At 40.4% G+C, this 21,837-nt stretch carries 20 protein-coding genes; 12 read left to right on the forward strand and 8 right to left on the reverse strand.

Going from position 1 to position 21,837, the window contains the following annotated elements; genetic code table 11:
- The first annotated feature begins 224 nt into the window (after positions 1–224).
- The 3 genes from B4U84_RS05165 to B4U84_RS05175 all read left to right on the forward strand — a co-directional run bounded on the left by B4U84_RS05165 (position 225) and on the right by B4U84_RS05175 (position 2,466).
- A complete protein-coding gene (locus tag B4U84_RS05165; RefSeq protein ID WP_017309433.1) occupies positions 225–1,121 on the forward strand; it encodes an ABC transporter permease in 897 nt (298 codons plus the stop codon).
- A gap of 178 nt (positions 1,122–1,299) precedes the next feature.
- Complete coding sequence (locus tag B4U84_RS05170) at positions 1,300–1,497, forward strand: hypothetical protein (protein WP_131115911.1); 198 nt, start codon at positions 1,300–1,302, stop codon at positions 1,495–1,497.
- 81 nt (positions 1,498–1,578) lie between these two features.
- Entirely contained in the window at positions 1,579–2,466 is an 888-nt protein-coding gene (locus B4U84_RS05175; RefSeq protein WP_207390898.1) for an ROK family protein, read from the forward strand.
- A 179-nt stretch (positions 2,467–2,645) separates the two neighbouring features.
- Here the strand turns inward: B4U84_RS05175 and B4U84_RS05180 are convergent, their stop codons facing one another.
- On the reverse strand, positions 2,646–4,838 hold the full coding sequence (locus B4U84_RS05180) for a CHASE2 domain-containing protein (protein WP_131115915.1): 2,193 nt from the start codon (positions 4,836–4,838) through the stop codon (positions 2,646–2,648).
- A gap of 161 nt (positions 4,839–4,999) precedes the next feature.
- On the opposite strand from B4U84_RS05180, the gene B4U84_RS05185 reads away from it, so the two are divergent.
- Positions 5,000–6,175 carry a n-acyl-d-glucosamine 2-epimerase gene (locus tag B4U84_RS05185; RefSeq protein WP_131115917.1) on the forward strand — a complete coding sequence of 392 codons (1,176 nt, stop codon included), beginning with the start codon at positions 5,000–5,002 and terminating at the stop codon, positions 6,173–6,175.
- Positions 6,176–6,467: 292 nt separating this feature from the next.
- Here the strand turns inward: B4U84_RS05185 and B4U84_RS05190 are convergent, their stop codons facing one another.
- Entirely contained in the window at positions 6,468–7,442 is a 975-nt protein-coding gene (locus B4U84_RS05190) for a 50S ribosomal protein L11 methyltransferase (protein ID WP_131115919.1), read from the reverse strand.
- 251 nt (positions 7,443–7,693) lie between these two features.
- Between B4U84_RS05190 and B4U84_RS05195 the strand changes: the two genes are divergently transcribed.
- From B4U84_RS05195 to B4U84_RS05205, 3 genes are all read left to right on the forward strand, one after another.
- Positions 7,694–7,930, forward strand: coding sequence for a hypothetical protein (locus tag B4U84_RS05195; RefSeq protein WP_017309425.1), 237 nt, complete (start codon positions 7,694–7,696; stop codon positions 7,928–7,930).
- Entirely contained in the window at positions 7,927–8,727 is an 801-nt protein-coding gene (locus B4U84_RS05200) for a phosphate/phosphite/phosphonate ABC transporter substrate-binding protein (RefSeq protein ID WP_131115921.1), read from the forward strand. The genes B4U84_RS05195 and B4U84_RS05200 overlap by 4 nt, the downstream gene beginning before the upstream one ends.
- Before the next feature lie 201 nt (positions 8,728–8,928).
- Positions 8,929–9,420, forward strand: coding sequence for a hypothetical protein (locus tag B4U84_RS05205; protein WP_131115923.1), 492 nt, complete (start codon positions 8,929–8,931; stop codon positions 9,418–9,420).
- Between the two features lie 38 nt (positions 9,421–9,458).
- On the opposite strand, the gene B4U84_RS05210 is transcribed toward B4U84_RS05205, so the two are convergent.
- From B4U84_RS05210 to B4U84_RS05225, 3 genes are all read right to left on the reverse strand, one after another.
- Positions 9,459–10,187 carry an ABC transporter ATP-binding protein gene (locus tag B4U84_RS05210; RefSeq protein WP_131115925.1) on the reverse strand — a complete coding sequence of 243 codons (729 nt, stop codon included), beginning with the start codon at positions 10,185–10,187 and terminating at the stop codon, positions 9,459–9,461.
- 184 nt (positions 10,188–10,371) lie between these two features.
- The gene (locus B4U84_RS05215; RefSeq protein WP_017309421.1) at positions 10,372–10,599 is read right to left on the reverse strand and encodes a ferredoxin family protein; all 228 of its coding nucleotides are present in this window, start codon (positions 10,597–10,599) and stop codon (positions 10,372–10,374) included.
- 494 nt (positions 10,600–11,093) lie between these two features.
- The gene (locus B4U84_RS05225) at positions 11,094–11,975 is read right to left on the reverse strand and encodes a helix-turn-helix domain-containing protein (RefSeq protein WP_017309418.1); all 882 of its coding nucleotides are present in this window, start codon (positions 11,973–11,975) and stop codon (positions 11,094–11,096) included.
- Between the two features lie 216 nt (positions 11,976–12,191).
- Here B4U84_RS05225 and B4U84_RS05230 point away from each other — a divergent pair, with 216 nt between their 5' ends.
- On the forward strand, positions 12,192–13,289 hold the full coding sequence (locus tag B4U84_RS05230) for a S41 family peptidase (protein WP_242677540.1): 1,098 nt from the start codon (positions 12,192–12,194) through the stop codon (positions 13,287–13,289).
- A gap of 92 nt (positions 13,290–13,381) precedes the next feature.
- On the opposite strand, the gene B4U84_RS05235 is transcribed toward B4U84_RS05230, so the two are convergent.
- The 3 genes from B4U84_RS05235 to B4U84_RS30365 form a co-directional block, all read right to left on the reverse strand.
- Complete coding sequence (locus tag B4U84_RS05235) at positions 13,382–13,717, reverse strand: cupin domain-containing protein (protein ID WP_131115931.1); 336 nt, start codon at positions 13,715–13,717, stop codon at positions 13,382–13,384.
- The gene (locus B4U84_RS05240) at positions 13,714–16,620 is read right to left on the reverse strand and encodes a glycerol-3-phosphate acyltransferase (protein WP_131115933.1); all 2,907 of its coding nucleotides are present in this window, start codon (positions 16,618–16,620) and stop codon (positions 13,714–13,716) included. Before B4U84_RS05240 ends, B4U84_RS05235 begins: the two co-directional genes overlap by 4 nt.
- Positions 16,621–17,007: 387 nt before the next feature.
- Positions 17,008–17,148 (reverse strand): hypothetical protein, encoded by a 141-nt coding sequence (locus tag B4U84_RS30365; RefSeq protein ID WP_017309412.1) that lies wholly within the window; start codon positions 17,146–17,148, stop codon positions 17,008–17,010.
- Between the two features lie 290 nt (positions 17,149–17,438).
- On the opposite strand from B4U84_RS30365, the gene B4U84_RS05245 reads away from it, so the two are divergent.
- From B4U84_RS05245 to B4U84_RS05260, 4 genes are all read left to right on the forward strand, one after another.
- The gene (locus B4U84_RS05245; protein WP_131118732.1) at positions 17,439–18,395 is read left to right on the forward strand and encodes an SGNH/GDSL hydrolase family protein; all 957 of its coding nucleotides are present in this window, start codon (positions 17,439–17,441) and stop codon (positions 18,393–18,395) included.
- Between the two features lie 379 nt (positions 18,396–18,774).
- Entirely contained in the window at positions 18,775–19,323 is a 549-nt protein-coding gene (locus B4U84_RS05250) for a pentapeptide repeat-containing protein (RefSeq protein ID WP_131115935.1), read from the forward strand.
- Between the two features lie 380 nt (positions 19,324–19,703).
- Positions 19,704–20,720 (forward strand): sulfate/molybdate ABC transporter ATP-binding protein, encoded by a 1,017-nt coding sequence (locus tag B4U84_RS05255; protein ID WP_017309409.1) that lies wholly within the window; start codon positions 19,704–19,706, stop codon positions 20,718–20,720.
- A 487-nt stretch (positions 20,721–21,207) separates the two neighbouring features.
- Positions 21,208–21,639: a 2TM domain-containing protein gene (locus B4U84_RS05260; protein WP_131115937.1), complete on the forward strand. Its 432-nt coding sequence runs from the start codon at positions 21,208–21,210 to the stop codon at positions 21,637–21,639.
- Positions 21,640–21,837: the final 198 nt, after the last annotated feature.

Raw genomic sequence — 21,837 nt, forward strand, 5'->3', positions numbered from 1 at the left:
TGGGTTCGCCGAAATGATTTTTGTGTGCGCCGAAATGATTTTTGTGTGCGCTGAAATGATTTTTGTGTGCGCCGAAATGATTTTTGGGTACGCCGAAATAGACAGTTGCATTACACTTCATTAACTTACCCAACTTTTTGCTTGACAAAACCGTCCTCAAACCCCAACACTCATAACTCAAATCTGATTTTTCAGACGCGTCGCGGTGCGTCTTTCCCAAACCTATGACTGTTGTAAAAACTCAACTGCCAAGATTTTTAAATTTTGCTAAAAATCCTAACCTGTCCCAAAAATTAATGATTGTAGGGTTAGTGATTAGCATTTTATTTATATTTCTAGCGTTATTTGCTCCTGTATTTCAGGCTTGGGGATGGCTACAAGATCCCACAGATTTCTTGAGTAACCCTATTCATAGTCCACCTTCAGCCAAGCATTGGTTTGGTACTAGTCGTCTTGGTTACGATGTTTTCTCACGCACCATATTTGGTATTCAAGCAGCGTTGCAAGTAGTTTTGCTCGCAACAGCACTGAGTATGGTTGTGGGTGTACCTTTGGGGATGGTGAGTGGCTATGTTGGCGGTAGATTGGACAAAACTTTGCTGTTCTTAATGGATAGCATCTACACTCTACCAGGGTTGTTGCTTTCAGTAACACTAGCGTTTGTAGTAGGACGGGGAATATTAAATGCTGCGATCGCCATTAGTATAGCTTACATCCCCCAATATTACCGTGTTGTTCGTAATCATACCGTCAGTGTCAAAACAGAAGTATATATAGAAGCAGCCCAAGCGATCGGTGCTAATACTTGGCAAGTACTTTCTCGCTATCTGTTTTTTAATGTTATTCAAAGCGTACCCGTACTCTTTACCCTCAACGCCGCCGATGCAATTCTAGTTTTGGGTGGTTTAGGCTTTTTAGGTTTAGGATTACCCGAAGAAGTACCAGAATGGGGACGTGACTTAAAACAAGCTTTAGAAGCATTACCTACAGGTATTTGGTGGACTACTCTCTTCCCCGGCTTAGGTTTAACATTCATGGTTGTAGGGTTATCACTACTAGGTGAGGGGTTAAACGAATTTGTCAATCCTCGTTTGAGGAAAGAAAATAGAATCCGGAAATAGTTATGGGATCGGGGAAAGGGGACAAGGGGGACAAGAAATTTTAGATTTTGGATTTTGGATTTTGGATTGAAATCCAAAATTCTTTCCGATCGCCGATCCCCAATCCCCGATCCCTGCTCCCCGCTCCCCAATCCCCGATCGCCGATCGCCGATCCCTTATATTTAGTGAGGAATTTGTATGAATGATAAACTTTCTTTAGTTGCTGCTACTGCTGGCGGTTTTATGCTTTCTGTTGCTTTGGCTGGTATTTTACGAGGTGCGCCAGTTACATCTTGGCAGGTACAAGCAAATTTGGGTTCAACTCCAGTGATGTATGTAACTCGAACTACACCATACGCGAGTGAAATAATTCAGAAAAATAGTAATTATAAATAGTTGGTTGTTGATTGTTGTTTGGACAACTAACCACTAACAACTAACTAATAACTACTAACAATAATTTATGAGATCAGTGTGGTGGGAGCAGAAGTAATTGGTATTGACTTGGGGGGAACAGCAATTAAACTGGGACGGTTTACAGTTGATGGTACTTGCCTAAAATCCTTGACTGTAGCAACTCCCCAACCAGCAACTCCAGAAGCGGTGATAGTAAAAATGGTAGATGCGATCGCCCAATTAGATCCACTCAACCAAGCTATTGCTATCGGTGTTGGTACTCCCGGCCCTGCGGATGCAACTAGGCGTATTGCCAAATTAGCTATTAACCTGCCAGGATGGGTTGATGTGCCTTTGGCGGAGGCTTTAGAAGCGAAAACAGGCAAACCAACTATCCTTGATAATGACGCCAATTGTGCAGGTTTAGGAGAAGCTTGGTTAGGAACTGGTCGCCATTTTCAAAATTTTATCTTGTTGACTTTGGGGACTGGTGTTGGTGGGGCAATTTTTATTGATGGTAAATTATTTACCGGTCATTATGGTGCTGCTGGGGAATTGGGTTTAATCACATTTAACCCAGATGGACACGTATGTAAAAGTGGTAACAAAGGTTCGTTAGAACAGCAGGTTTCAATTACAGCAATTCGTCGCCGCACCGGGAAAGAACCTTCCGAGTTAGGCGTTTTGGCACAAGCTGGAGACAACGACGCCTTAAATTTTTGGCAAGAATACGGTAGAAATTTAGGTATTGGTTTAACAAGTTTAATTTACGTACTGACACCACAAGCGATCGTCATTGGTGGTGGTGTCAGTGCTAGCGCTAACTTTTTTTTACCAGCAGCCAAAGCAGAAATCGAGAAACGAGTTTTATCTACATCTCGCCTAGATTTACAAATCTTACCAGCCGAATTAGGTAATGCTGCGGGAATGCTGGGTGCTGCGAAATTGGCGTGGGAGTGTGGGAAGTAATGTAGAGACGCGATTCATCGCGTCTGGGAGTGTGGGAATAAACCTAACCATGTTACGAAAAGTAAACATGACTAAAATCCTTACTAATAGCCAATGACAAGTGACAAATAACGACCCCAACGAGTAGAGACGAGCCATGGCACGTCTCTACATTTGTGCTGACTTACTTACTAACCAACTTATTCAAGTTTTTTCAAGTCTAGGAGAACTTCAGTTGCAGAGTGATAGCGATCGCTAAAATGATACCGCACCATTTTATCCAAAATTTCTGCTAACTTCTCACTAATTTTTACCCCATGGCGCCATTCTACAGTCCCAGTTTCAGGATGAGGGTGAAGTTCGTGTGGTGGGATTCCGGTAATTGCTTGAATCGCAATCATCCCCAAAGCATAAATATCACTGGATAATCGAGGATGACCAGCAAATTGTTCTGGTGGTGCATAACCGCGTGTACCAATGGCTACTGTAGCTAATTCGGTTTGTTCACTAGATTTTGGTTGCATCATTTTTACTGCACCAAAATCAATTAGCACTAAGCGATTATCTGTATCAGACCTAATAATATTACTCGGTTTAATATCCCGATGAATCACACGGTGTTCGTGAACAAATACCAAAACTTCTAATATCCCTTTTAACATCTCGATGAGATCAGATTCAGTTTTGATATTGTGATGTGGTGGTAATTCATCACTCAACGCATGTCCAGAAATATATTCTTGTACTAAATAAAATTCGTTGTTCTCTTCAAAATATGCTAATAATTCTGGAATTTGATGATGCTTCCCTAAGACTTCTAAAATATCTGCTTCTGCATCAAATAATCTTCTCGCAACTTGCATAAATCTAGTATCTCGTCGAGCCGGCATTAATTGTTTGACAACACAAATTGGATTTCCCGGACGCTGGGTATCTTTTGCTAAATAAGTACAACCAAATCCACCCGAACCAAGTACTTTATGAATCTGATAACGTCCACCTAAAAGAAAATCACCAGTGACTTTTTCTGGGTTATTACTTGTGCTGTCAGAATGAACGTGTTTGTCATAAATGCGTGTCGTTTCTTTTAAAAGTGTATTTAATTGTTCTATTGCTTCTTTTTGTTTTTCAACTTGTAAAATAATTACTTTAGTTTGTTGTTGAGTTTGGTAAGTACTGTAAGCCATAACACTTACACCACTCAACACTAAAGCTACAGCAGGTGGTATTATTGGCAACCATGCCCCTTGCAAAAATAGCAAATAGCAAACACCCACTAAACCACCTAAAGACACACTACCAGCTAAACCCAAACGTACAGGATATCGCAGTCGCCATGCTAAAACACCGCCTACCATCGACCATCCCCACACCCAAACAGCTTCAGCCCAGTTTGGTAAGTACCAAATTAGATGGCGATCGCTCAATACTGTACTGATAATCTGACTTGCAACCTGTGCATGAATAAACACAGGAGCTATCCTCGGCGGATACTTAGCTGAACTACTGTAAGGTGTATAAAAACCTGGGTGAACACTACGGGCAGTAGTACCAATAATCACGAGACGGTCTTTAATCCAATTGGGGTCTACCTGGTTCTGTAAAATTTGTGTGACAGTAACTTGTTTAGCAAATTGAGATGGATCACGGTAATTTAATAGAATCTGATAACCTGCTGCGTCTATATTTTCATAGCCACCTGCATCTTTTGATAAACGCGGAAATAGAGTTTTACCTAAATAAAAATGGTTCTGATCAGGGAAACTATATTTAATGCCTTGTTTTTCTAGGTAATTAATAGCTAATAGGGCTGCAAAAGAAAATCGTGTTTGACATTTTTTGTCATTGGAACCAGCGAATAACAAACTGCGACGCACAATCACATCTTCAGTGTCAGAAATTACATCACTAAAGCCGACTTGGTCTTTGGGAAAATTTGGTGGTGGAGGAATTTCTGGACTGCCCATACTGCTGAATGTGCAGTAAGTGATAACATTATCTAGATTGGCAAGACCAGCCCCTAAATTTTTCTGTTTGGAACGATCAATACTTAACCCAATCACACGTGGTCGATAAGACTGGATTTTAACTAATAGCTGATTGATAATTTGATCTGGCAGAGAAAAATCTTGTGATCCCAAATCCTCTTCAGTGACACTAACTATTAACAGGTGAGGATCTGGTGCTTCAGCAGGGCGTAGCCGTATTATTTGGTCATAAGCACTTAATTCCCAAGTTTGCAACCATTTTAGATGGCGAACTCCCAGCACCAAAACAGTAACTCCCACACTAGTGATAAAAATAGTTTGCAGCCAACTTCTAGTAGTGGTGTCCTGAGAACCCCTATCTTTTATCGTTAAAGCAGTGCGGAGTTTCCTGAATAGTGTAATCACGGTTTGATGGCTATAGCCAGAATATGGTAGATGGTGCAGACGGGTAATTTTAAATTATCCCAAGTATTTATCAATGTAGCAATTGGTTGCTCTTTGGCGTGACATCCCTAACGAGGTGATAATTAACGCTGTTGGTTTTGGTAAACGAGAGTAAGAAATTTATGGAGTATGATCTCAAAGCCTTAGCAGAACTTTACAAAAACACACTGTTTAACGATGTACTTCCTTTTTGGGAAAAACATTCCTTGGACTGGGAGTACGGCGGCTATTTTACCTGCCTAGATCGCCAAGGTAAAGTTTACGATACAGATAAATTTATCTGGTTGCAAAATCGCCAAGTGTGGACTTTTTCGATGCTTTGCAATCAGCTAGAAAAACGCGAAAATTGGTTAAATATTGCTCGCAACGGTGCTAATTTTCTCGCCCATCACGGTAGAGATGTTGATGGTAACTGGTACTTTGCCCTAACTCGTGCAGGTGAACCACTAGTACAACCTTACAATATTTTTTCTGATTGTTTTGCAGCAATGGCATTTAGTCAATATGCGCTTGCTTCTGGGGAAGATTGGGCAAAAGATGTAGCAATGCAAGCTTATAATAACGTTTTGCGGCGTCAAGATAACCCGAAGGGTAAATATACCAAAACCTATCCCGGCACACGTCCGATGAAATCTTTAGCTGTGCCAATGATTTTAGCTAATCTAACTTTAGAAATGGAATGGTTGCTATCTAGTGAAATTTTGGAAAATGTTCTAGCTGCAACTGTTCAGGAAGTGATGACTGATTTTTTAGATCAACAAAAGGGTCTAATGTATGAAAGTGTTGGTTCCGATGGTTCCCATATTGATTGTTTTGAAGGAAGATTAATTAACCCTGGTCATGGTATTGAAGCAATGTGGTTTATTATGGACATTGCCCGTCGTAAAAACGATACCAAAACTATTAATCAAGCCGTTGATGTGATGCTAAATATTCTCAATTTTGCTTGGGATAATAAATATGGCGGCTTATATTATTTTATGGATGCAGATGGTCATCCACCACAACAATTAGAATGGGATCAAAAGCTGTGGTGGGTGCATTTAGAATCCTTAGTTGCCCTAGCGATGGGTTATCGTTTGACGGGACGGGAAATATGTTGGCAATGGTATCAAAAAGTACATGATTACGCTTGGTCACACTTTGCCGATCCAGAATACGGTGAGTGGTTTGGTTATCTCAATCGTCGTGGCGAAGTGCTTTTGGATCTTAAAGGCGGGAAATGGAAAGGTTGTTTTCATGTACCGCGTGCCATGTATCTTTGTTGGCAGCAATTTGAGCTTTTGTTGAGAAGCTAGATTGAACTAGGATTTTTAAAAGAGCGATCGCGTTGGTGAAAAATAATGTAGAGACGTTGCATTGCAACGTCTCTATAAGGATTTTGAGCGTTGCTGAATTTGGTCATGAATTATGTTTGTGTACATATTTGTCTTCGATACGAAATCCTTGTAGAGACGCGAAATTTCGCGTCTCTACATTCTGAAATTTCGCGTCTCTACATTCTGAAATTTCGCGTCTCTACATTCTGAAATTTCGCGTCTCTACATTCTGAAATTTCGCGTTTCTAATTCTGAAATTTCGCGTCTCTACTTACTTCAAACCATAAGCAAGTGCAACCCACTCATCTAATCTTTCACAATCGATTACCTCGAATCCTTCTTCTTTTAAAGATGTTGTGACTGCATCTTCGTAATCGTTGGTGAAACCGGATGTAATCAATATACCTGTCTGCTGATCAGTGTGACGCAGCGCCCGCCGAAAGTCAGGGGCGAGGGCAATATGTATCCGCGCTAAAATATTCGCAATTATCAGATCAAAGCTGGCTGTTGGTTCAATGGTTGCCACGTTATTGATTGTATCTCTGCCTAGCCAATGTCCTAAACTGCTTCCCTGTCCCAAACTCCCTTCCATGACTGTTACCTGCTGCTCGACCCCATTGCGATGTACAGCGTCATGAGTTGATTGTACAGCAATTGGATCGTTGTCTAGGGCTAATACTTGCGCTCCTAGCTTCGCGATCGCCACACTCAGAATACCTGAACCCGATCCTAAATCAAGAACATTCATTTGGGGAACAACATGACGTTCAAGTAGCTGGAGGCTGAGGATAGTTGCTGGATGTAAACCACTGCCAAAAGCAAGACTTGTCTTCAGTCTCAACGTAACTTCATCTACTGCTTGAGAATGATAGGGCGTATCAGAAGAAAGCACAACAAACCGTTCGCCGATACGACGAATAATGGGGTTAAGTTCTTCAGAATTTGCTGGTTTTTCATCAAATAGATTTGTGTGAATAGTAGTAGCGAGTTCTACCCGTTCCAAGGGTGAAAGCAAATCAACAATTTCTGATCTACGTACATTTGTATGAACGTCACACGGTAGATAGAAACAGACAGTAAATGCCCAGCAGGATTGTGTAATATCTTGATCTGTGGGTTTGTTTAAGTTAGATTCATTATATTTTGCAATCCGAATATCACTGGTATAGTTGGTTGAGGCAAGTAAGCTACAGACCCAATCGACAGCTTCTTCTGTTGTGTTGAGACTTAACTGCATCCATGACATAATTTTCTTCCTTTGAATTTAGCCGTATTGGTACAAAGAAATCTCACCGAACGGCTTTGCTGATCGGCGGAAGATATCTGTTTTATCTTATATTATGTCTGCTTCAATAATTGCTGATATTGGTGATCTGAAAGCAACAGCGATCGCTGTTGTTATATTCAACATGACATTTTTGACGAAGCTGGCTGATTTGGTTTATAATTTACTATAAGCCGATAGATTTATAGTATTTTTATTATTAAGCAATAAAAATGACATTAGTCCAAACTATTCATCAAACTAAAAAAGTTAATGATCATGACTTGTGGAAGTTACCAAAACAAGGTGCAGCATTGCTCACGCGGCTATGGTGGCACACTAAAGCATATACGACGGTTTTTGGAATTATACTCCTGGCTTTTGCTAGCTTGGGCTTTTTATACATTCATTGGTCAGGGCGAAAGTTAATACAAATTCTTAAACACAGTACTGTTGTAGAACCAGAATGACTATCTTACCAAAGCTGCGTGCTGTATCCTATTTAGCTCCTAATCAGTTCGGATTATACCAGGAAATAACAGCTTATTTAGGGCGGGTTTTAGGATTGGAAATACAGCTGTATCAAGGAGAATGCGATCCCTTGGAAGATCCACTACTTTTGCAAGACCAAATAGACCTGGTATTTATTTGTGGACTACCACTGATTCGCTTCTGTCAAGTGGTATCAGACCAATTGCAGACATTGGTTGCTCCTGTGATGCAGTTATCTCGATATTACAACCGTCCCATTTATTTTGCAGATGTAATTGTCAATGCTGATAGTGATATCAAAGTATTTGCAGATTTGGCAGGAGGAATCTTTTGCTACAATGATCCTGGTTCTAACAGTGGTTACAATCTGCTCCGCAATCAATTAGCTCAACAAAGATATCCCTTAAATTTTTTTGGCAAAACGATACAATCAGGTTCTCATCATTGTTCAATTCGTTGGGTAGTTGAGGGAATAGCAGACTGTGCAGCGATTGACAGTGTAGTTTTGGAACAAGAATTACGCGACTTTCCTGAGTTGTCACAACATTTGCGTGTGGTAGAAGTACTTGGACCATCTCCCATGCCACCATTGGTAGTAGCACAGCGTTTGGGTGTATCTTTGATTCGGAAGATGCAATCAGCACTACTTCAACCAGATGTAGAATTGCAAAGGGCAATGGAACAAGTAGGAGTTAAGCGTTTTGCCACAGTTGAATTAGAAGATTATACGGTACTAGGACACATATACAACTTGGGATTAAAAGTGACGATCTGAAATATCGCGATCGCGAAAAAACCTATCTAGTAGTCTATCGCATTAATTATGAGGTTTATAGATCCCCGATGACTCTTGCGAAGTCGGGGAGCTGAATACCCGATCGCATGATCGTCAGAAAATTGACACATTTGTGTCATAGCGATCGCACAAAATAAAATTATAGGAATATTAATAATTTTTGAGTTTCCTTTCTAGGAGATGTTTCACACTTTTTCTGTTCACAAATCTGTAGATGTTTTGAAAGTTTTAGGGACTGGGATTGTATCCAGTCTTTTAATATTTCAGTTCGCACCCACAATTACACAGCGAATTGAACAACCATTGACACAGCTTGCAGATTCTAGTTCCACAACTCCCACACTCGTGACACCACAAGATAACCAATCTAAACTTTGGTTAGTAGCAGCAGTTGTAGGTGGCGTGGCTATTGGTGTAGGTTTAAAAAACAGAGGAAATCGCCAAGCAAGTACTACGGATAGTGCCTCATTTGCAGGTTCAAAGACTGGTATCATTAGCTTTGAGCAAGCTAGCGGTAAACTTAGAAACAGACTGATGACTTTGTTGCATGATGATAGGGAAGCAGCAAAGCGCCTTTTCACCCAAGCACAACTAAAATTTCCCAACAAAACCGCTGATTGGTATATTGATAAGGTTATTTACGACCTAGAACGCGATCGCGGTGGATTATAAGTCATTAGATTTGGGATTTTGGAATTATGCCAAAAAGATCAATGTCCTTTTCCTGCTCCTAAATATAATTCTCCGACTTTAGGGTCATTTAATAATTCTTGACCGGGGCCTGTGATTGCATCGCGTCCAGATTCGAGTACACAACCGCGATGAGCCATTTCTAAGGCTTTGCGAGCGTTTTGTTCGACTAAGACAATAGCTGTACCTCCCCGGTTAATTTCTTGGATTTGTTCAAATACTTGTGTTACCAAAATCGGAGATAAGGCAGCAGAAGGTTCATCTAAAAGCAGTAGACTGGGTTCTAACATTAATGCTTTACCCATGGCTAACATCTGACGTTCACCACCGGAAAGTGTACCAGCACGTTGACGACGGCGATCGCGCAGTCGAGGAAACATGGCAAATATTTTATCTTTGAGTGGTTGAAGAGGAACATCGCGGACAAAAGCACCCATTTCCAAATTTTCTTCTACAGATAGGGAGGGAAAAACATTGGCAATTTGCGGTACATAACACATCCCTCGCTGCACAATTTGGTTCGATTTTAAGCCAGTGATATTTTCTCCTTTAAAAGTGATTGTCCCTGTATGAGGTGTCAACAACCCAAAAATGGCTTTTGCTAAAGTTGACTTTCCTGCACCATTCGGGCCAATCACGGTGACTAATTCTCCAGGAGAAACACGGAAATTTACACCTTGCAGAATATCAACATCTTTAATGTATCCAGCGTGGACATTATTAACTTCTAGTAAGTAGTCATTGGTCATTGGTCATTGGTTATTGGTTATTGGTTATTAGAGACGCGATGAATCGCGTCTGTACAATAGTTATTGGTTAATAGTCATTAATTATGAATCATTCGTCAAGAATCATGTAAGCTTACGGAGATTCAAGGTGATTTACAAATGACTAATGACTAATCACCAATGACCAATGACAAAGGACAAATAACTATAATGGCGTTTTTTGCAGTTCGGATCTTTCTTCTGGGACGATCGCACCTTCTACTGGGCAAACTTGAAGACATATACCGCAGTCAATACATGTAGCGAAGTCAATCCAATACCAATCAGTTCCTTTGACATTTTTGCCCGGTCCATCATGAATGCAAGCAACTGGACAAGCATCTACGCAATCCGCGACGCCTTCACAGACATCTGTAACAATTGTATGTGGCATGGTTCCCCTCTTTCGGATCAAAATTACTGTAATTTAATACAGGTTTTTCTAGACTAACAACAATCAGTTGGTCATTCTATTTTAGATTTTGGATTTTGGATCATTTCAAAACCTGGCTGCGATTGAAATCGCAGTCTCATAGCGAAAGTCTGCTTAAAGCAGACTACTTGATTTGTTTGAGCCGTCTTCAGGCGACTTGTGCTGTTAGCTAAGGATTTAAATCCTTAGCGGTATATTGAAAAAATTGGGATGCTCCCCAAACGTCAACCTTCGACCTTCCAACCTCAACGTTCAAGCTTTAAGGCTTAATGTTCAAGCTTTAAGGCTTAATGTTCAAGCTGTAAGTCTTAATGTTCAAGCTTTAAGACTTAATGTTCCAGCTGTAAGACTTAATGTTCCAACTGTAAGTCTTAATGTTCCAACTGTAAGTCTTAATGTTCCAACTGTAAGTCTTAATGTTCCAACTGTAAGTCTTAATGTTCCAACTTCAAGGCTTAATGTTCTCGATATGTCTTAGGTGTAACTCCCGTTATTTTACGAAATTGCTGTGTAAAGTGACTCTGACTGTTGAAACCGCACTGTAATGCTATCTCTGAAATTGATTGATTACGCTGTTTTAACAACTTCTTTGCCCGTTCAACTCGCTGCTGCACTACATACTGCCAAGGAGCTATCCCCATTGATTGCTTAAAGAGACTAGCAAAGTAGCATTGGCTAAAGTCTGCGACTTCAGCGAGATTGGCTAACTCAATATCTTGTTCAAGATGGGCATTGATATATTCTAATACCCTTTTTAGTCTAAATTCACCTAACCCTACCTGGTATTCTCGCAGTTTAAGAGGGCTGGAAGTATAGTTTCTCAGTAGATGAATTGTTAACAAATTTGCTAAAGAATCTAAATACAATCTGCTTCCCCATCTGTTTTGCTGGATTTCATTGTGAATAGACTGCACAATAGATTCAATTTGCAAATCACGTCTGCTTATAACACTGAGAAGTTCAACTTGCTCAGAATGGGGACAATTTGCTTCCAAGGACATTTGATGTAGAAAAGTTGGATCGATGAACAATGCTAAAATTTCATCCGTCGTTTCACAAGCTCCAAAAAAAGGAGCTTTAGCCGGAATCAGAAGTAGTTCGCCTTGCAGTAGAGATCCGTCATACTCTTGCTTCTCGATACGGAAAATTTGGCGTGTCACATTCCCCAGTTCAAAAACCAAAAAATGATGAGTTAGCCCGGACGATACTTCACACTCCCCGGATGGCTGAAGCTGATGTTCCACAATTAGCCCACCCGCTTGAAGGATGTGTCTGGACAGTACCCATTCCTCTTTGATGACGTCTGCTGGACACATAGCGGTTGCTTGAGAAGACATCAATTTGACCTCACTGGCGAAATAACAAAGCGTAAAATCAAAAGATTTTTATAAATTGCACAGAAATTTGAAAGACAAGCCCTAGACAACTTATTAATAATAGATTTCTCAGATTGAACGGTTTAGGTAAGTTTTTCAAAGCAGTTTATGCCAAAAACTAAACACTTAACAAGGTTCTTATTGATCATTACACTTGTGAGCGTGACAAGCTGCCAATTGTCCAATAAACCCCAACTTGATCATCAATCGAATCAAGGAAGTATCAGCAAGGTTACTCAAGCTCAGAAACAAGATGTTTCGCTAGATTGGTTCACATCCTCCACTTTGAAAGGTACAGATACTATCTCTTCAGAAGAAGCGAAGCTATTTATCCGTGACGTTTATCAAACACTTGAGAGTAACATTTTTGACCCTAAATTCAAAAAAGATGAACGAGAACAGCATTTAAGAGAAATTTTAGCCAAAGTTGAGACAAAACCTAATTGGTCAAGATCAGAATTAACAACACATATCAGCAATCAATTGAAGAAACTCTCAGTTTCTCACTTGCGACTGTTAGACCCTGTTGAGGGTCAAAAATTATTTCGCATGATTGAACAGAAACCTTTACCAAATGCTACCCCTGACCCAGCCGTTTCAGCGGAAATGAGAGGTAAAATTGGGATTCTCCGAGTCAAAAGCTTCATCATTCCTCTGATTACCAAAGCAGAACTTGATCAGAAAAAAGCTCAACTCTCTCAAGCCAAGGTAATTCTGATTGATTTGCGTGGAAATGGGGGAGGGTATGGATCAAGCATTAGCTATCTGGTTGAAGACATCGTCGGTTCTAATAAAGTGCTTTGGAGAGACAGAACTCGTGAAGGGTTGCAAAAACAAGAACCATATATCTTTCGAGGGTATTTTGATGATGCAATTAATATAAAAGCAAAACCAGAAATAGAGCTTGGAAAGGAACATTCTTATATTGAGTGGCGCACGCGGTTAGAAGCTCAAAAAGATTCAAGACCCCATTTTATTCTGGTTGATGGTCAGTGCGGCTCATCGTGTGACCTATTCACAGGAATCATCAAAGACTACCGTGCTGCCAAAATACTGGGAACCCGCACGATGGGCGCACTGTTTGGGGGCGATGCTTTTAGACTGAGATGGCAAGGCTTTGCTCTAATTGTCCCGACTGTTCAAGTAGTTTCACCCAAAGGTAATACCATTGAAGGTGTAGGAGTTCAACCAGATATTGAAATTCCCGAATGTGCAAACAGTAGTACTCAGTGTATTGAAAAAGCAATGAAAGTTGTTGTAAACGCTGACCCATAAATACTTCCCCAACAGTGTATAGATTTTTTCTCCCTTCTCCTCCTTGTCTGTTTTGTCCTTTTTGTCCTCCTTGTCCCCGCTCCCCGATCCCTCTAGGCTCGCAAACCAAAGTAGGTGAGAACTAATTCCGTTGTACCATTATTGACAATTTCGTGTGTTTCTGATTTTTCTACAGCTACACAAGTTCCTGGTAATAAAGGATATTCCTGATCATTAATACGAATAATCCCCGAACCAGCTTCGACAAAAAATACTTCACACATATCCTCATGTGCGTGTGTTGAAGCTATTTGTCCGGGAGCAAAACGTGCTTGAGAAAAGTTGGTCAAACCAGGTAATTCACCAAGCCGCAACATTACTTGTTTCTTGATTTCAGGATTATGAGAAACAGGCTCTTGTGGTATTTCGCTTAGGGATATCAGTTTCATTCTGGTCTTATATCATTGGATATTTCCACAATACCCCTAGTACCATCTATCCGTACTTGCTGACCATCCTGGAAAATCCAGGTAGCATTATGCACATCCATAATTGCTGGAATGCCATACTCGCGAGCTAGGATTGCTCCATGAGATAGTCTACCACCAGCTTCAGAAATTAATCCTCCGGCTCTCACTAGTAAGGGCGCCCAACCAGAGTCTGTATAAGGAACTACTAAAATTATTTCCTTGTCAATCTCCGTAATTGATTGTAAATTTCGCAACACCTTCACCCGTCCGACTGCTTGTCCGGGACTAGCGGGGATACCTTGTAATACCTGATCAGGAGACAGAGGTGCAATTTGCAAAGGTAGAGCCGGGGGAGTATTGCCGTAAACTAACAAGGAGACTGGATTAATTTGCCCATGTTCTACAAGTTGCGATCGCCTCAATTTCACGATCTCAGATAATTGCTTAACTAAATCTGTGTCATTCCCCTCAATCAAACGCTTGATTTCTGCAAATTCCAGAAAAAAGATATCTCCAGGTTCACCCAACAAACTTGAATTTAACCAAATTTGTTCAAGTGCAACAAACGACCAACGCAAATGGGCTAATAACTGAGAATATATTTCTGTGACTCGTCCTTTCAAATCCACACGTCGTTGGACAACACCTTTATTTCTTTTCCCTTGGCGTTCTTGGCCCCTACCCTTCGGGAAGTCGCTATCGCGTCTATGGCTTTTATTTCCCTGCATAAACTGCACAAATAACTGCTTTACCGCTTGAGGTTCTTCCTTCCAAGTGGGAACCGCAATATCAGTTCCGACTTCGCTCAAATAACCATAGCGTTGTAGCAATTCGTCAAACTCAGCTAGAATCTCTTGTCCTGACTCAGACTGAGCCATGTTGTCAAACACAGTATCAGGTTTGAACTGAGAAAATTCCTGCTTGGCTTTAGCGGCTAAATTTTGGAGCGATCGCAATGCTGCTACTTCTGGTGTCAGACTATTATCAAGCTTGCTATCTTTAACTTTAAATATGGCTTGACGTATGGCTGCACTCAAGGGAGCCATAATACTGTAGAAAGTGGCACGGTTTAGCAAATCTAAAATATAGTTAATTCTAGCTAATAACTCTGACGAGTCTAGTTTTTCGAGTGGTTCTGAAGATAACCGCAATAAACCAGGTGCAAAATGCTGACGATAATCCCGCCGAAATTCGCTTCCTAACCATAACTCCCGCATTAACAACCGCAGCAGTCCAGGCAAATTTTCTAATGTAGAATTTAACGGCGGTTTGCTTAACTTTTCTCCCCTCGTTAAAAACTCCAAACTTTCCGGGGGTAATCCCATGCGTCGGAATATCTGTCCTAAGAGAGTAGCATTAAAATAAGCATGAGAATAGTGCAGTGTTGCTGTTTCATTGAAATCCAATCCCGCAGCTTTTTTGCCTAAGACAAGAGCAAAAATTTTTCCCCATACACCACACGTCAAAGGACGATTAATTGACCAAGTTAAGGGGCGAATTAACCCAGGAATAACTTCCGCAGCGATTTTGCGTGTCCAGATTGGTAACAAAGTACTAATTGGACGGGTTTGCAGTACCCAAAGAGTTTGACCGTCATAACTCCATTCAATATCTTGGGGAACGCCATGATAACGATCTTCCAGACGGCGGGCTAAATATGCTACTTGTTTAATTAACGCTGCTGGTACTCGTCCTTGTCCTTCTAATTGAATCAGCGCTAAATTTTCTGTATCCACAACAAAAGCCCGATATTGTTCTGGTGTCACCCGTCCGGATACGATTTGAACTGCACTTCCGGGTAAAGCTTCAATTACGACTGCATCTTGTTCTTGGGTCATCGGGTCGCGGCTAAACGCCACACCGGAAAATACTGATTGAACTTGTAGCTGAACTAATACTGCGATCGCTGTATCTGTGACGTTGCGATCGCGCCGATATTGGACTGCTAGAGGTTCGTTGTAGGATGCTTGGACTTTGGCGATCGCATTTTCTAACCCTTCTCTAGTAGTAACATTTAAAACAGTTTCATACTGTCCTGCACCAGAGGCTTGTTCTGAGTCTTCGCCAATCGCGGAAGAACGCACTACCAAAGGAGATAATTCTGATGGTTGTAAAAAGTCAATCAATCGTTGCGGATCTTCATAGGGCATTAGTACCCATCCTTTAGGTACAGGATAACCCCAGCGTTTCATCTGAGATAACTTTGCGGCTTTATTTCCCACAATCGCCGGATCTAATTCGTCATCTAGAGACAGAATACCTTGATCTCCGCGCAAAAATTGTAACACTGCTTGGGAATCGGGTTTGGCATTCTGCACTGGCAGATCCAAGTCATCAGGTATTTGTTTGTAAATCCAGCTTAGTAAAGCAGCAAGCCCAATCGCAGCGAAGATTCTCAATGGATCTTCCATATGCAATATTGCCACAATGATTGGAACTGTGACCAGAACCACGTATTTTGCTGACTGGCGATCGCGTAAAATTGTAAAACTAGCACCTGTGACTAATAATATAAATCCTGCTGCCAATGGGTCATGTACTATAAATCCCCAAACTACGTTTGTAGTTCCAGCACCTCTACCTATTAAGTATCTGCCCATCACTAGAGCAATTAAAGCTACCAATTCCCAAGCCGAACCATCGGGAAAATAAGCACGAGCAATCAAAACGGCGACAATTCCTTTGGCTGCTTCTGACAAGACTGCCAAAATTCCCACCAATGTACCACCGTGATAAAAAGCCGCCGATACTCCTACATTACCAGTACCGACTTCCGCTAATTGTCGCCCCGTCAGAGCTTGCGTGATCCAAGCAATTAACGGTAATGCCCCTAATAATGGGCAGATTATTACAATAACTAAGACACCCCAGAGTTCAAGCATGTTGGATGTTGGATTTTAGATTCCTATTTAAATCTAAAATCTCAAATACCTAATTGTTAGTATATGTCAGGACTTTTTCTTAATACTTCACGAATGGGGATCGGGGATCGGGGATTGGGGATCGGGGATTGGGGATCGGGGAAAGGGGATCGGGGAAAGGGGATTTGGGGACAAAGGAGGACAAGGAGGAATCATTTAACAACTCTCTTAACCACGCCCCCTGATCCCTACTCCCTGATCCCTACTCCCTGATCCCCAATCCCCGATCCCCGTACTCTATGAGAAGCCGCTGACGCGTCTACGCGTAGCGTCTCCTCTGGAGAATCCCCGATCCCTATTAAAAATAAGTTGATTTATCTTAGATAGACTTTGTTGTTGCTATGGAAATTAATTTACTGCATAGGCTGCTTGCAGCGACCAAATTATGAGAGCTGCGATCGCTCCTAAAATTACCACGGTGGAAATAGTGACTATTTTAGGGGAGTCTGCTCCCTGAAATTTCATGATTCCTCGATTTAAATCAGACATAGCTTTGTAATCTTCCTTTGTGAGAGTGACGGCTTAACACGTCTCGATTGTAATCTTCAGTTCGCAACTGGTAGGTAATTCTTAACTAATATTTTGTTTAAGCTTTGTTAATGAAACATCCTCAATTTTACTTATACCAAAATGTATACTATCTATTTTTATACAATTTATTACTTAGCTAATTTATAAATTTGTATAAGTTATTACAATACTTTAAGGTCTTGCTAGTTGGTAATTGATGGTTAATGGTGGCAAAAACCAAGTAGAGATAAAGTATGAGGTATTTATCAGTGAAAGAAATATTAGTTTTAATTTTTACATTTACCTTTTGTTTAATTTTGGTAATAGAAATAGGAATGCGATCGCTTTTTGGTTTTGGTAATCCTTTGATTTATATTGCGGATGAGAAAATAGGCTATTTACTGGCTCCCAATCAGCGTACCCGTCGTTACGGTAATCGAATTGAAATTAATCAATACTCTATGCGAAGTGAAGCTATAGAACAAATACCTTCGTCTTCTACGTTGCGTGTGTTGCTGTTAGGAGATTCAATTACCAATGGTGGTTGGTGGACAGACCAGGATAATACTATTTCCAGCCTGATTCAACGCTCTTTGATATCAGACAATTTTAGTAATTACCCGCATATTCAAGTATTAAATGCTTCGGCGAATTCTTGGGGACCCAGAAATGAACTAGCATATTTAGAAAAATTTGGTAGTTTTCAGGCTCAAATAGTGGTGTTATTAATTAACACAGATGACTTATTTGCTACTGCTCCGACATCTTTACCTGTAGGACGCGATCGCAATTATCCAGATCGCAAACCAGCTTTCGCGCTGGTGGAAGTATTTCGCAATTATATTTTTAAACCTAAGCCGATAGCAGAACTAAAAACAATATATAAAGAAGATGGCGATCGCGTGGCGATAAATCTGGAAGCTATTGGTAAAATTCAAGCACTGACGCGTCAAAATAATAGTCAATTTTTACTGGTTATGACTCCCTTACTCCGCGAAATTGGTTCGCCAGGTTCCCGCGATTATGAAATTAAAGCACGTCAACGCCTGAATGAATTTGCTAAAACCCAGAAAATCGCTTATATAGATTTTTTGACTGAATTTAATACTACTAAAAATCCAAAAGCTCTATATCACGACCACATTCATCTCAACTTACAAGGAAATCAATTAGTGAGTGAGGTAATTACACAAAAGCTAGCTGAAATTTTAAGAATTATGAATTAGGATTTTATTCCTAACATAACCCGCCCAGAAAAAACGCCTGCGATTGAAATCGCAGTCTTATAGCAAAAGTCTGCTTTAAGCAGACTATTTGATTTTATGAAGTCGTATAAAGACGACTTGTGCCAATACTGCAAGTTATTCAAAGATAATTGCTTACTGTTAACTGTTCAGTGTCAACTGTTAACTGATTAGTGGAAGTGTATCTATATGCATATTTCCGTTAAGCAAGTGTGTCATTTCCGAAAAATTCTAGCAAAATAAGAGAACAAGATATAGCTAAAACATTTTCAGTTGCTGGCAACTTAATACTTGCGTGGTTTGAACGGAGTGAAACTCATAACTAAACTTGCTCACTAGTAAACATTGCGAGGCAAAGAATATGGATATTAATATACTCCTGAGTCGCTATAAAACAGGAGAGCGGGATTTCGTTGGTGTAAATCTCCATAAAGCAAATCTTCGTGAAATAGATTTGAGTGGAGCAAATTTTTGTGGAGCAGATTTAAGTGGAGCAGATCTCAGCCAAGCTAACTTTAGCGGATGTAATTTTAGCCGAGCAAATCTGACTGATGCAGATTTAACTGGAGCAGATTTGAGCTGTTCAAACATGAGTGAGATCAACTTGATTGGAGCTGACTTAATTAATGTTAACCTCAAGCAAACTAACTTAAGTCGTGCAGATTTGCGGAGTGCAAATTTAATCAGAGCCAACTTGACAAAATCAAATTTAAGTGAAGCAGAATTGAGTGGTGCGGATTTGAGTGGTTCTAATCTCAATCAAGCAAATTTGACTGATACAAACTTAAATGAAGCTGAACTTAATGGTGTGAATATAACTGGAGCAACCATCAGTGAAAGAGAAATGAGTGGGGTTGTTATACACACTGGTTTATCACATAAATGGGTAACTTGGGCTGGTGGTTGCTGATAAGTTTGAGAAGCTAAAGCAGGGGAAATTTTTTCCTCTGCTATTTAATTACATAACAAGTTCGATTCTTATTACACCCTATTGGCGTGGCAAGGCTAAAATAGTGTAATAAATCTCTGATTCTTTCTCTGCGTTCTCTCTCTTGAAAAGCTTTGAAGTTCCCTCCGGGACGCTGCGCGAACGGAGGAAACCTCCGCTCAAACTTTTCGCTGCTTCCTCTGCGGTTTATTAATGCAACATTTTAGCCTAGACACGCTACTACACTCCTTTTTCAAACCACTTAGCTAATCAAAATTTTTAATGTGCTGCGCTTTTGTGATATATATTAAATACACAAACCCCATCAAACAACCGTGGATTAGTTGTAGAGGTTCCTAGCAGTGGGCATAGTAGTTGAAAACGTATCCAAACAGTTTGGCAGTTTCCAAGCGGTTGATCAGGTGAGCCTAGAAATTAAAAGTGGCTCCCTGGTCGCTTTGTTGGGACCATCAGGATCAGGGAAGTCAACTTTGCTACGGCTCATCGCTGGTTTGGAAATGCCAGATAGTGGCAGAATAATTTTGACTGGCAAGGATGCTACTAATCAAAGTGTGCAGGAACGCAATATCGGGTTTGTATTTCAGCACTATGCTTTATTTAAGCACATGACAGTGCGGCAAAACGTTGCTTTTGGTATGGAGATTCGTAAGTTGCCAAAAGCAAAAGTGAAAGCGCGAGTAGAACAGTTATTAGAATTGGTACAACTGAGTGGACTGGGCGATCGCTATCCATCACAATTATCCGGTGGACAACGCCAAAGAGTCGCCTTAGCTAGAGCTTTAGCAGCAGAACCAAATGTGTTGTTATTAGATGAACCTTTTGGGGCGCTAGATGCTAAAGTTCGTAAAGATCTACGTGCTTGGTTACGGCGTTTGCATGATGAGGTGCATGTGACGACTGTTTTTGTTACCCACGACCAAGAAGAAGCGATGGAAGTTTCTGATGAAATCGTGGTGATGAATAAAGGACGTGTAGAACAAGTCGGAACACCAGCAGATATTTACGATCATCCCGCGACAGCATTTGTGATGAGTTTTATCGGGCCTGTAAACGTATTACCGAGTACTTCAAATATTTTCCAAAATAATGGGTTCGATTCGGCAAATCCAGAAATGTTCCTGCGTCCCCAAGACGTGATTATCGAAACATCTCCTAACGGTAGTACCGTACCTGCAAGGGTAAGTCGATTGATACATTTGGGTTGGGAAATTCAAGCAGAATTGACTTTAGATGATGGACAAGTGGTGACAGCGCATTTGACACGCGATCGCTTTGATGAATTGAATTTGGAACCACAGCAAAAGGTGTATGTCAAGCCGAAGGATGCTAAGTCTTTTCCGCTTTATTATTCGATTTGAGAAACGCTTATAATCGTTTCACTTTTTGAACTTTTTTGATCAAACAAATACATGATTAGGCAATACGGTTCGGTTAAGAATTTTTCGTCATGATTTGGGCATGTACCAGACGTGCCATGGCACGTCTCTACAGGGTTTATACCATTTCACAAAAAATCTGATACAAATACAGATCCGTAGAGACGCGATATATCGCGTCTCTACATTATTTATGTGTATCGCGATTAACGTGAAATGGTATTAGATACCAATCGATTTGTCTTATCCGAACCGTATTGCATGATAAGGGGCGTACGGCTGGTGACTGTACGCCCCTAAACTTATTAGCAACCCCAATTTATTGCATAAGTGTTGAAGCAGACACAATATAACTGCTCCACTTCGTTAAACTAAGATCAATTTCATTATTATTACCTCAAGTTACGATTTTTCTGTAGAAAAGTTTGTCTAAGGCTAAATTATCAAGATTCCCAGAGGAGAGATTTTTATGACTTATGATTCGGAAGACATACAACAAATTCTCCAAATGGCACTTGCTCAAAAACAGGAAGGTGAATTTTCACGAGAACAACTTGTAGAAATGGCCTCTGAATTAAATATTTCTCCGAATATGCTGGAAAAAGCTGAACAACAATGGCTAATTCAGCGTTCAGAACAACACCAACAACGAACATTTAATAATTCTCGACGCAAAGGTTTCTCGGTACATCTGATTTCTTTTTTGGCAGTTAATTCCTTCCTAATTTTGTTAAATTTATTTACTACACCTAGTTATTTTTGGGCAATATTTCCATTATTGGGATGGGGTTTAGGTTTGTTTTTTCACGGTTTGAGCGTTTATCGAAATGAAGGAAAAGTCTATGATAAAGCCTTTCAAAAATGGCGTAGCCAACAACATCTTAAAGGGAAAGATTTTTGAGGATATAAATTGTTAGGTTTACAGTTGTTGTAATTGCCAATTCCCAAACGTAATACCATTTCACGTTAATCACGATACAATACAGTTCAGTTAAGCAATTTTTTCCTTCTCTCTCTTCTTTCTCTGTGTCCTCTGCGCCTCTGCGGTTCATTAGAAAAAATGACTTTGACAAAGAGTGCTAACCTTAACACCAAGCGT

It is taken from the genome of Westiellopsis prolifica IICB1 (assembly GCF_004323185.1).
GTDB lineage: Bacteria > Cyanobacteriota > Cyanobacteriia > Cyanobacteriales > Nostocaceae > Pelatocladus > Pelatocladus prolificus_A.

Bases quoted from the DNA above. Each gene is read 5' to 3' on its own strand.
- B4U84_RS05215 (WP_017309421.1), bottom strand. From the start codon at position 10,599: ATGCCACATACAATTGTTACAGATGTCTGTGAAGGCGTCGCGGATTGC.
- B4U84_RS05235 (WP_131115931.1), bottom strand. From the start codon at position 13,717: ATGAAACTGATATCCCTAAGCGAAATACCACAAGAGCCTGTTTCTCAT.
- B4U84_RS05170 (WP_131115911.1), top strand. From the start codon at position 1,300: ATGAATGATAAACTTTCTTTAGTTGCTGCTACTGCTGGCGGTTTTATG.
- B4U84_RS05195 (WP_017309425.1), top strand. From the start codon at position 7,694: ATGACATTAGTCCAAACTATTCATCAAACTAAAAAAGTTAATGATCAT.
- B4U84_RS05225 (WP_017309418.1), bottom strand. From the start codon at position 11,975: ATGTCTTCTCAAGCAACCGCTATGTGTCCAGCAGACGTCATCAAAGAG.
- B4U84_RS30365 (WP_017309412.1), bottom strand. From the start codon at position 17,148: ATGTCTGATTTAAATCGAGGAATCATGAAATTTCAGGGAGCAGACTCC.
- B4U84_RS05250 (WP_131115935.1), top strand. From the start codon at position 18,775: ATGGATATTAATATACTCCTGAGTCGCTATAAAACAGGAGAGCGGGAT.
- B4U84_RS05260 (WP_131115937.1), top strand. From the start codon at position 21,208: ATGACTTATGATTCGGAAGACATACAACAAATTCTCCAAATGGCACTT.
- B4U84_RS05165 (WP_017309433.1), top strand. From the start codon at position 225: ATGACTGTTGTAAAAACTCAACTGCCAAGATTTTTAAATTTTGCTAAA.
- B4U84_RS05200 (WP_131115921.1), top strand. From the start codon at position 7,927: ATGACTATCTTACCAAAGCTGCGTGCTGTATCCTATTTAGCTCCTAAT.
- B4U84_RS05210 (WP_131115925.1), bottom strand. From the start codon at position 10,187: ATGACCAATGACTACTTACTAGAAGTTAATAATGTCCACGCTGGATAC.
- B4U84_RS05205 (WP_131115923.1), top strand. From the start codon at position 8,929: ATGTTTCACACTTTTTCTGTTCACAAATCTGTAGATGTTTTGAAAGTT.
- B4U84_RS05190 (WP_131115919.1), bottom strand. From the start codon at position 7,442: ATGTCATGGATGCAGTTAAGTCTCAACACAACAGAAGAAGCTGTCGAT.
- B4U84_RS05240 (WP_131115933.1), bottom strand. From the start codon at position 16,620: ATGCTTGAACTCTGGGGTGTCTTAGTTATTGTAATAATCTGCCCATTA.
- B4U84_RS05185 (WP_131115917.1), top strand. From the start codon at position 5,000: ATGGAGTATGATCTCAAAGCCTTAGCAGAACTTTACAAAAACACACTG.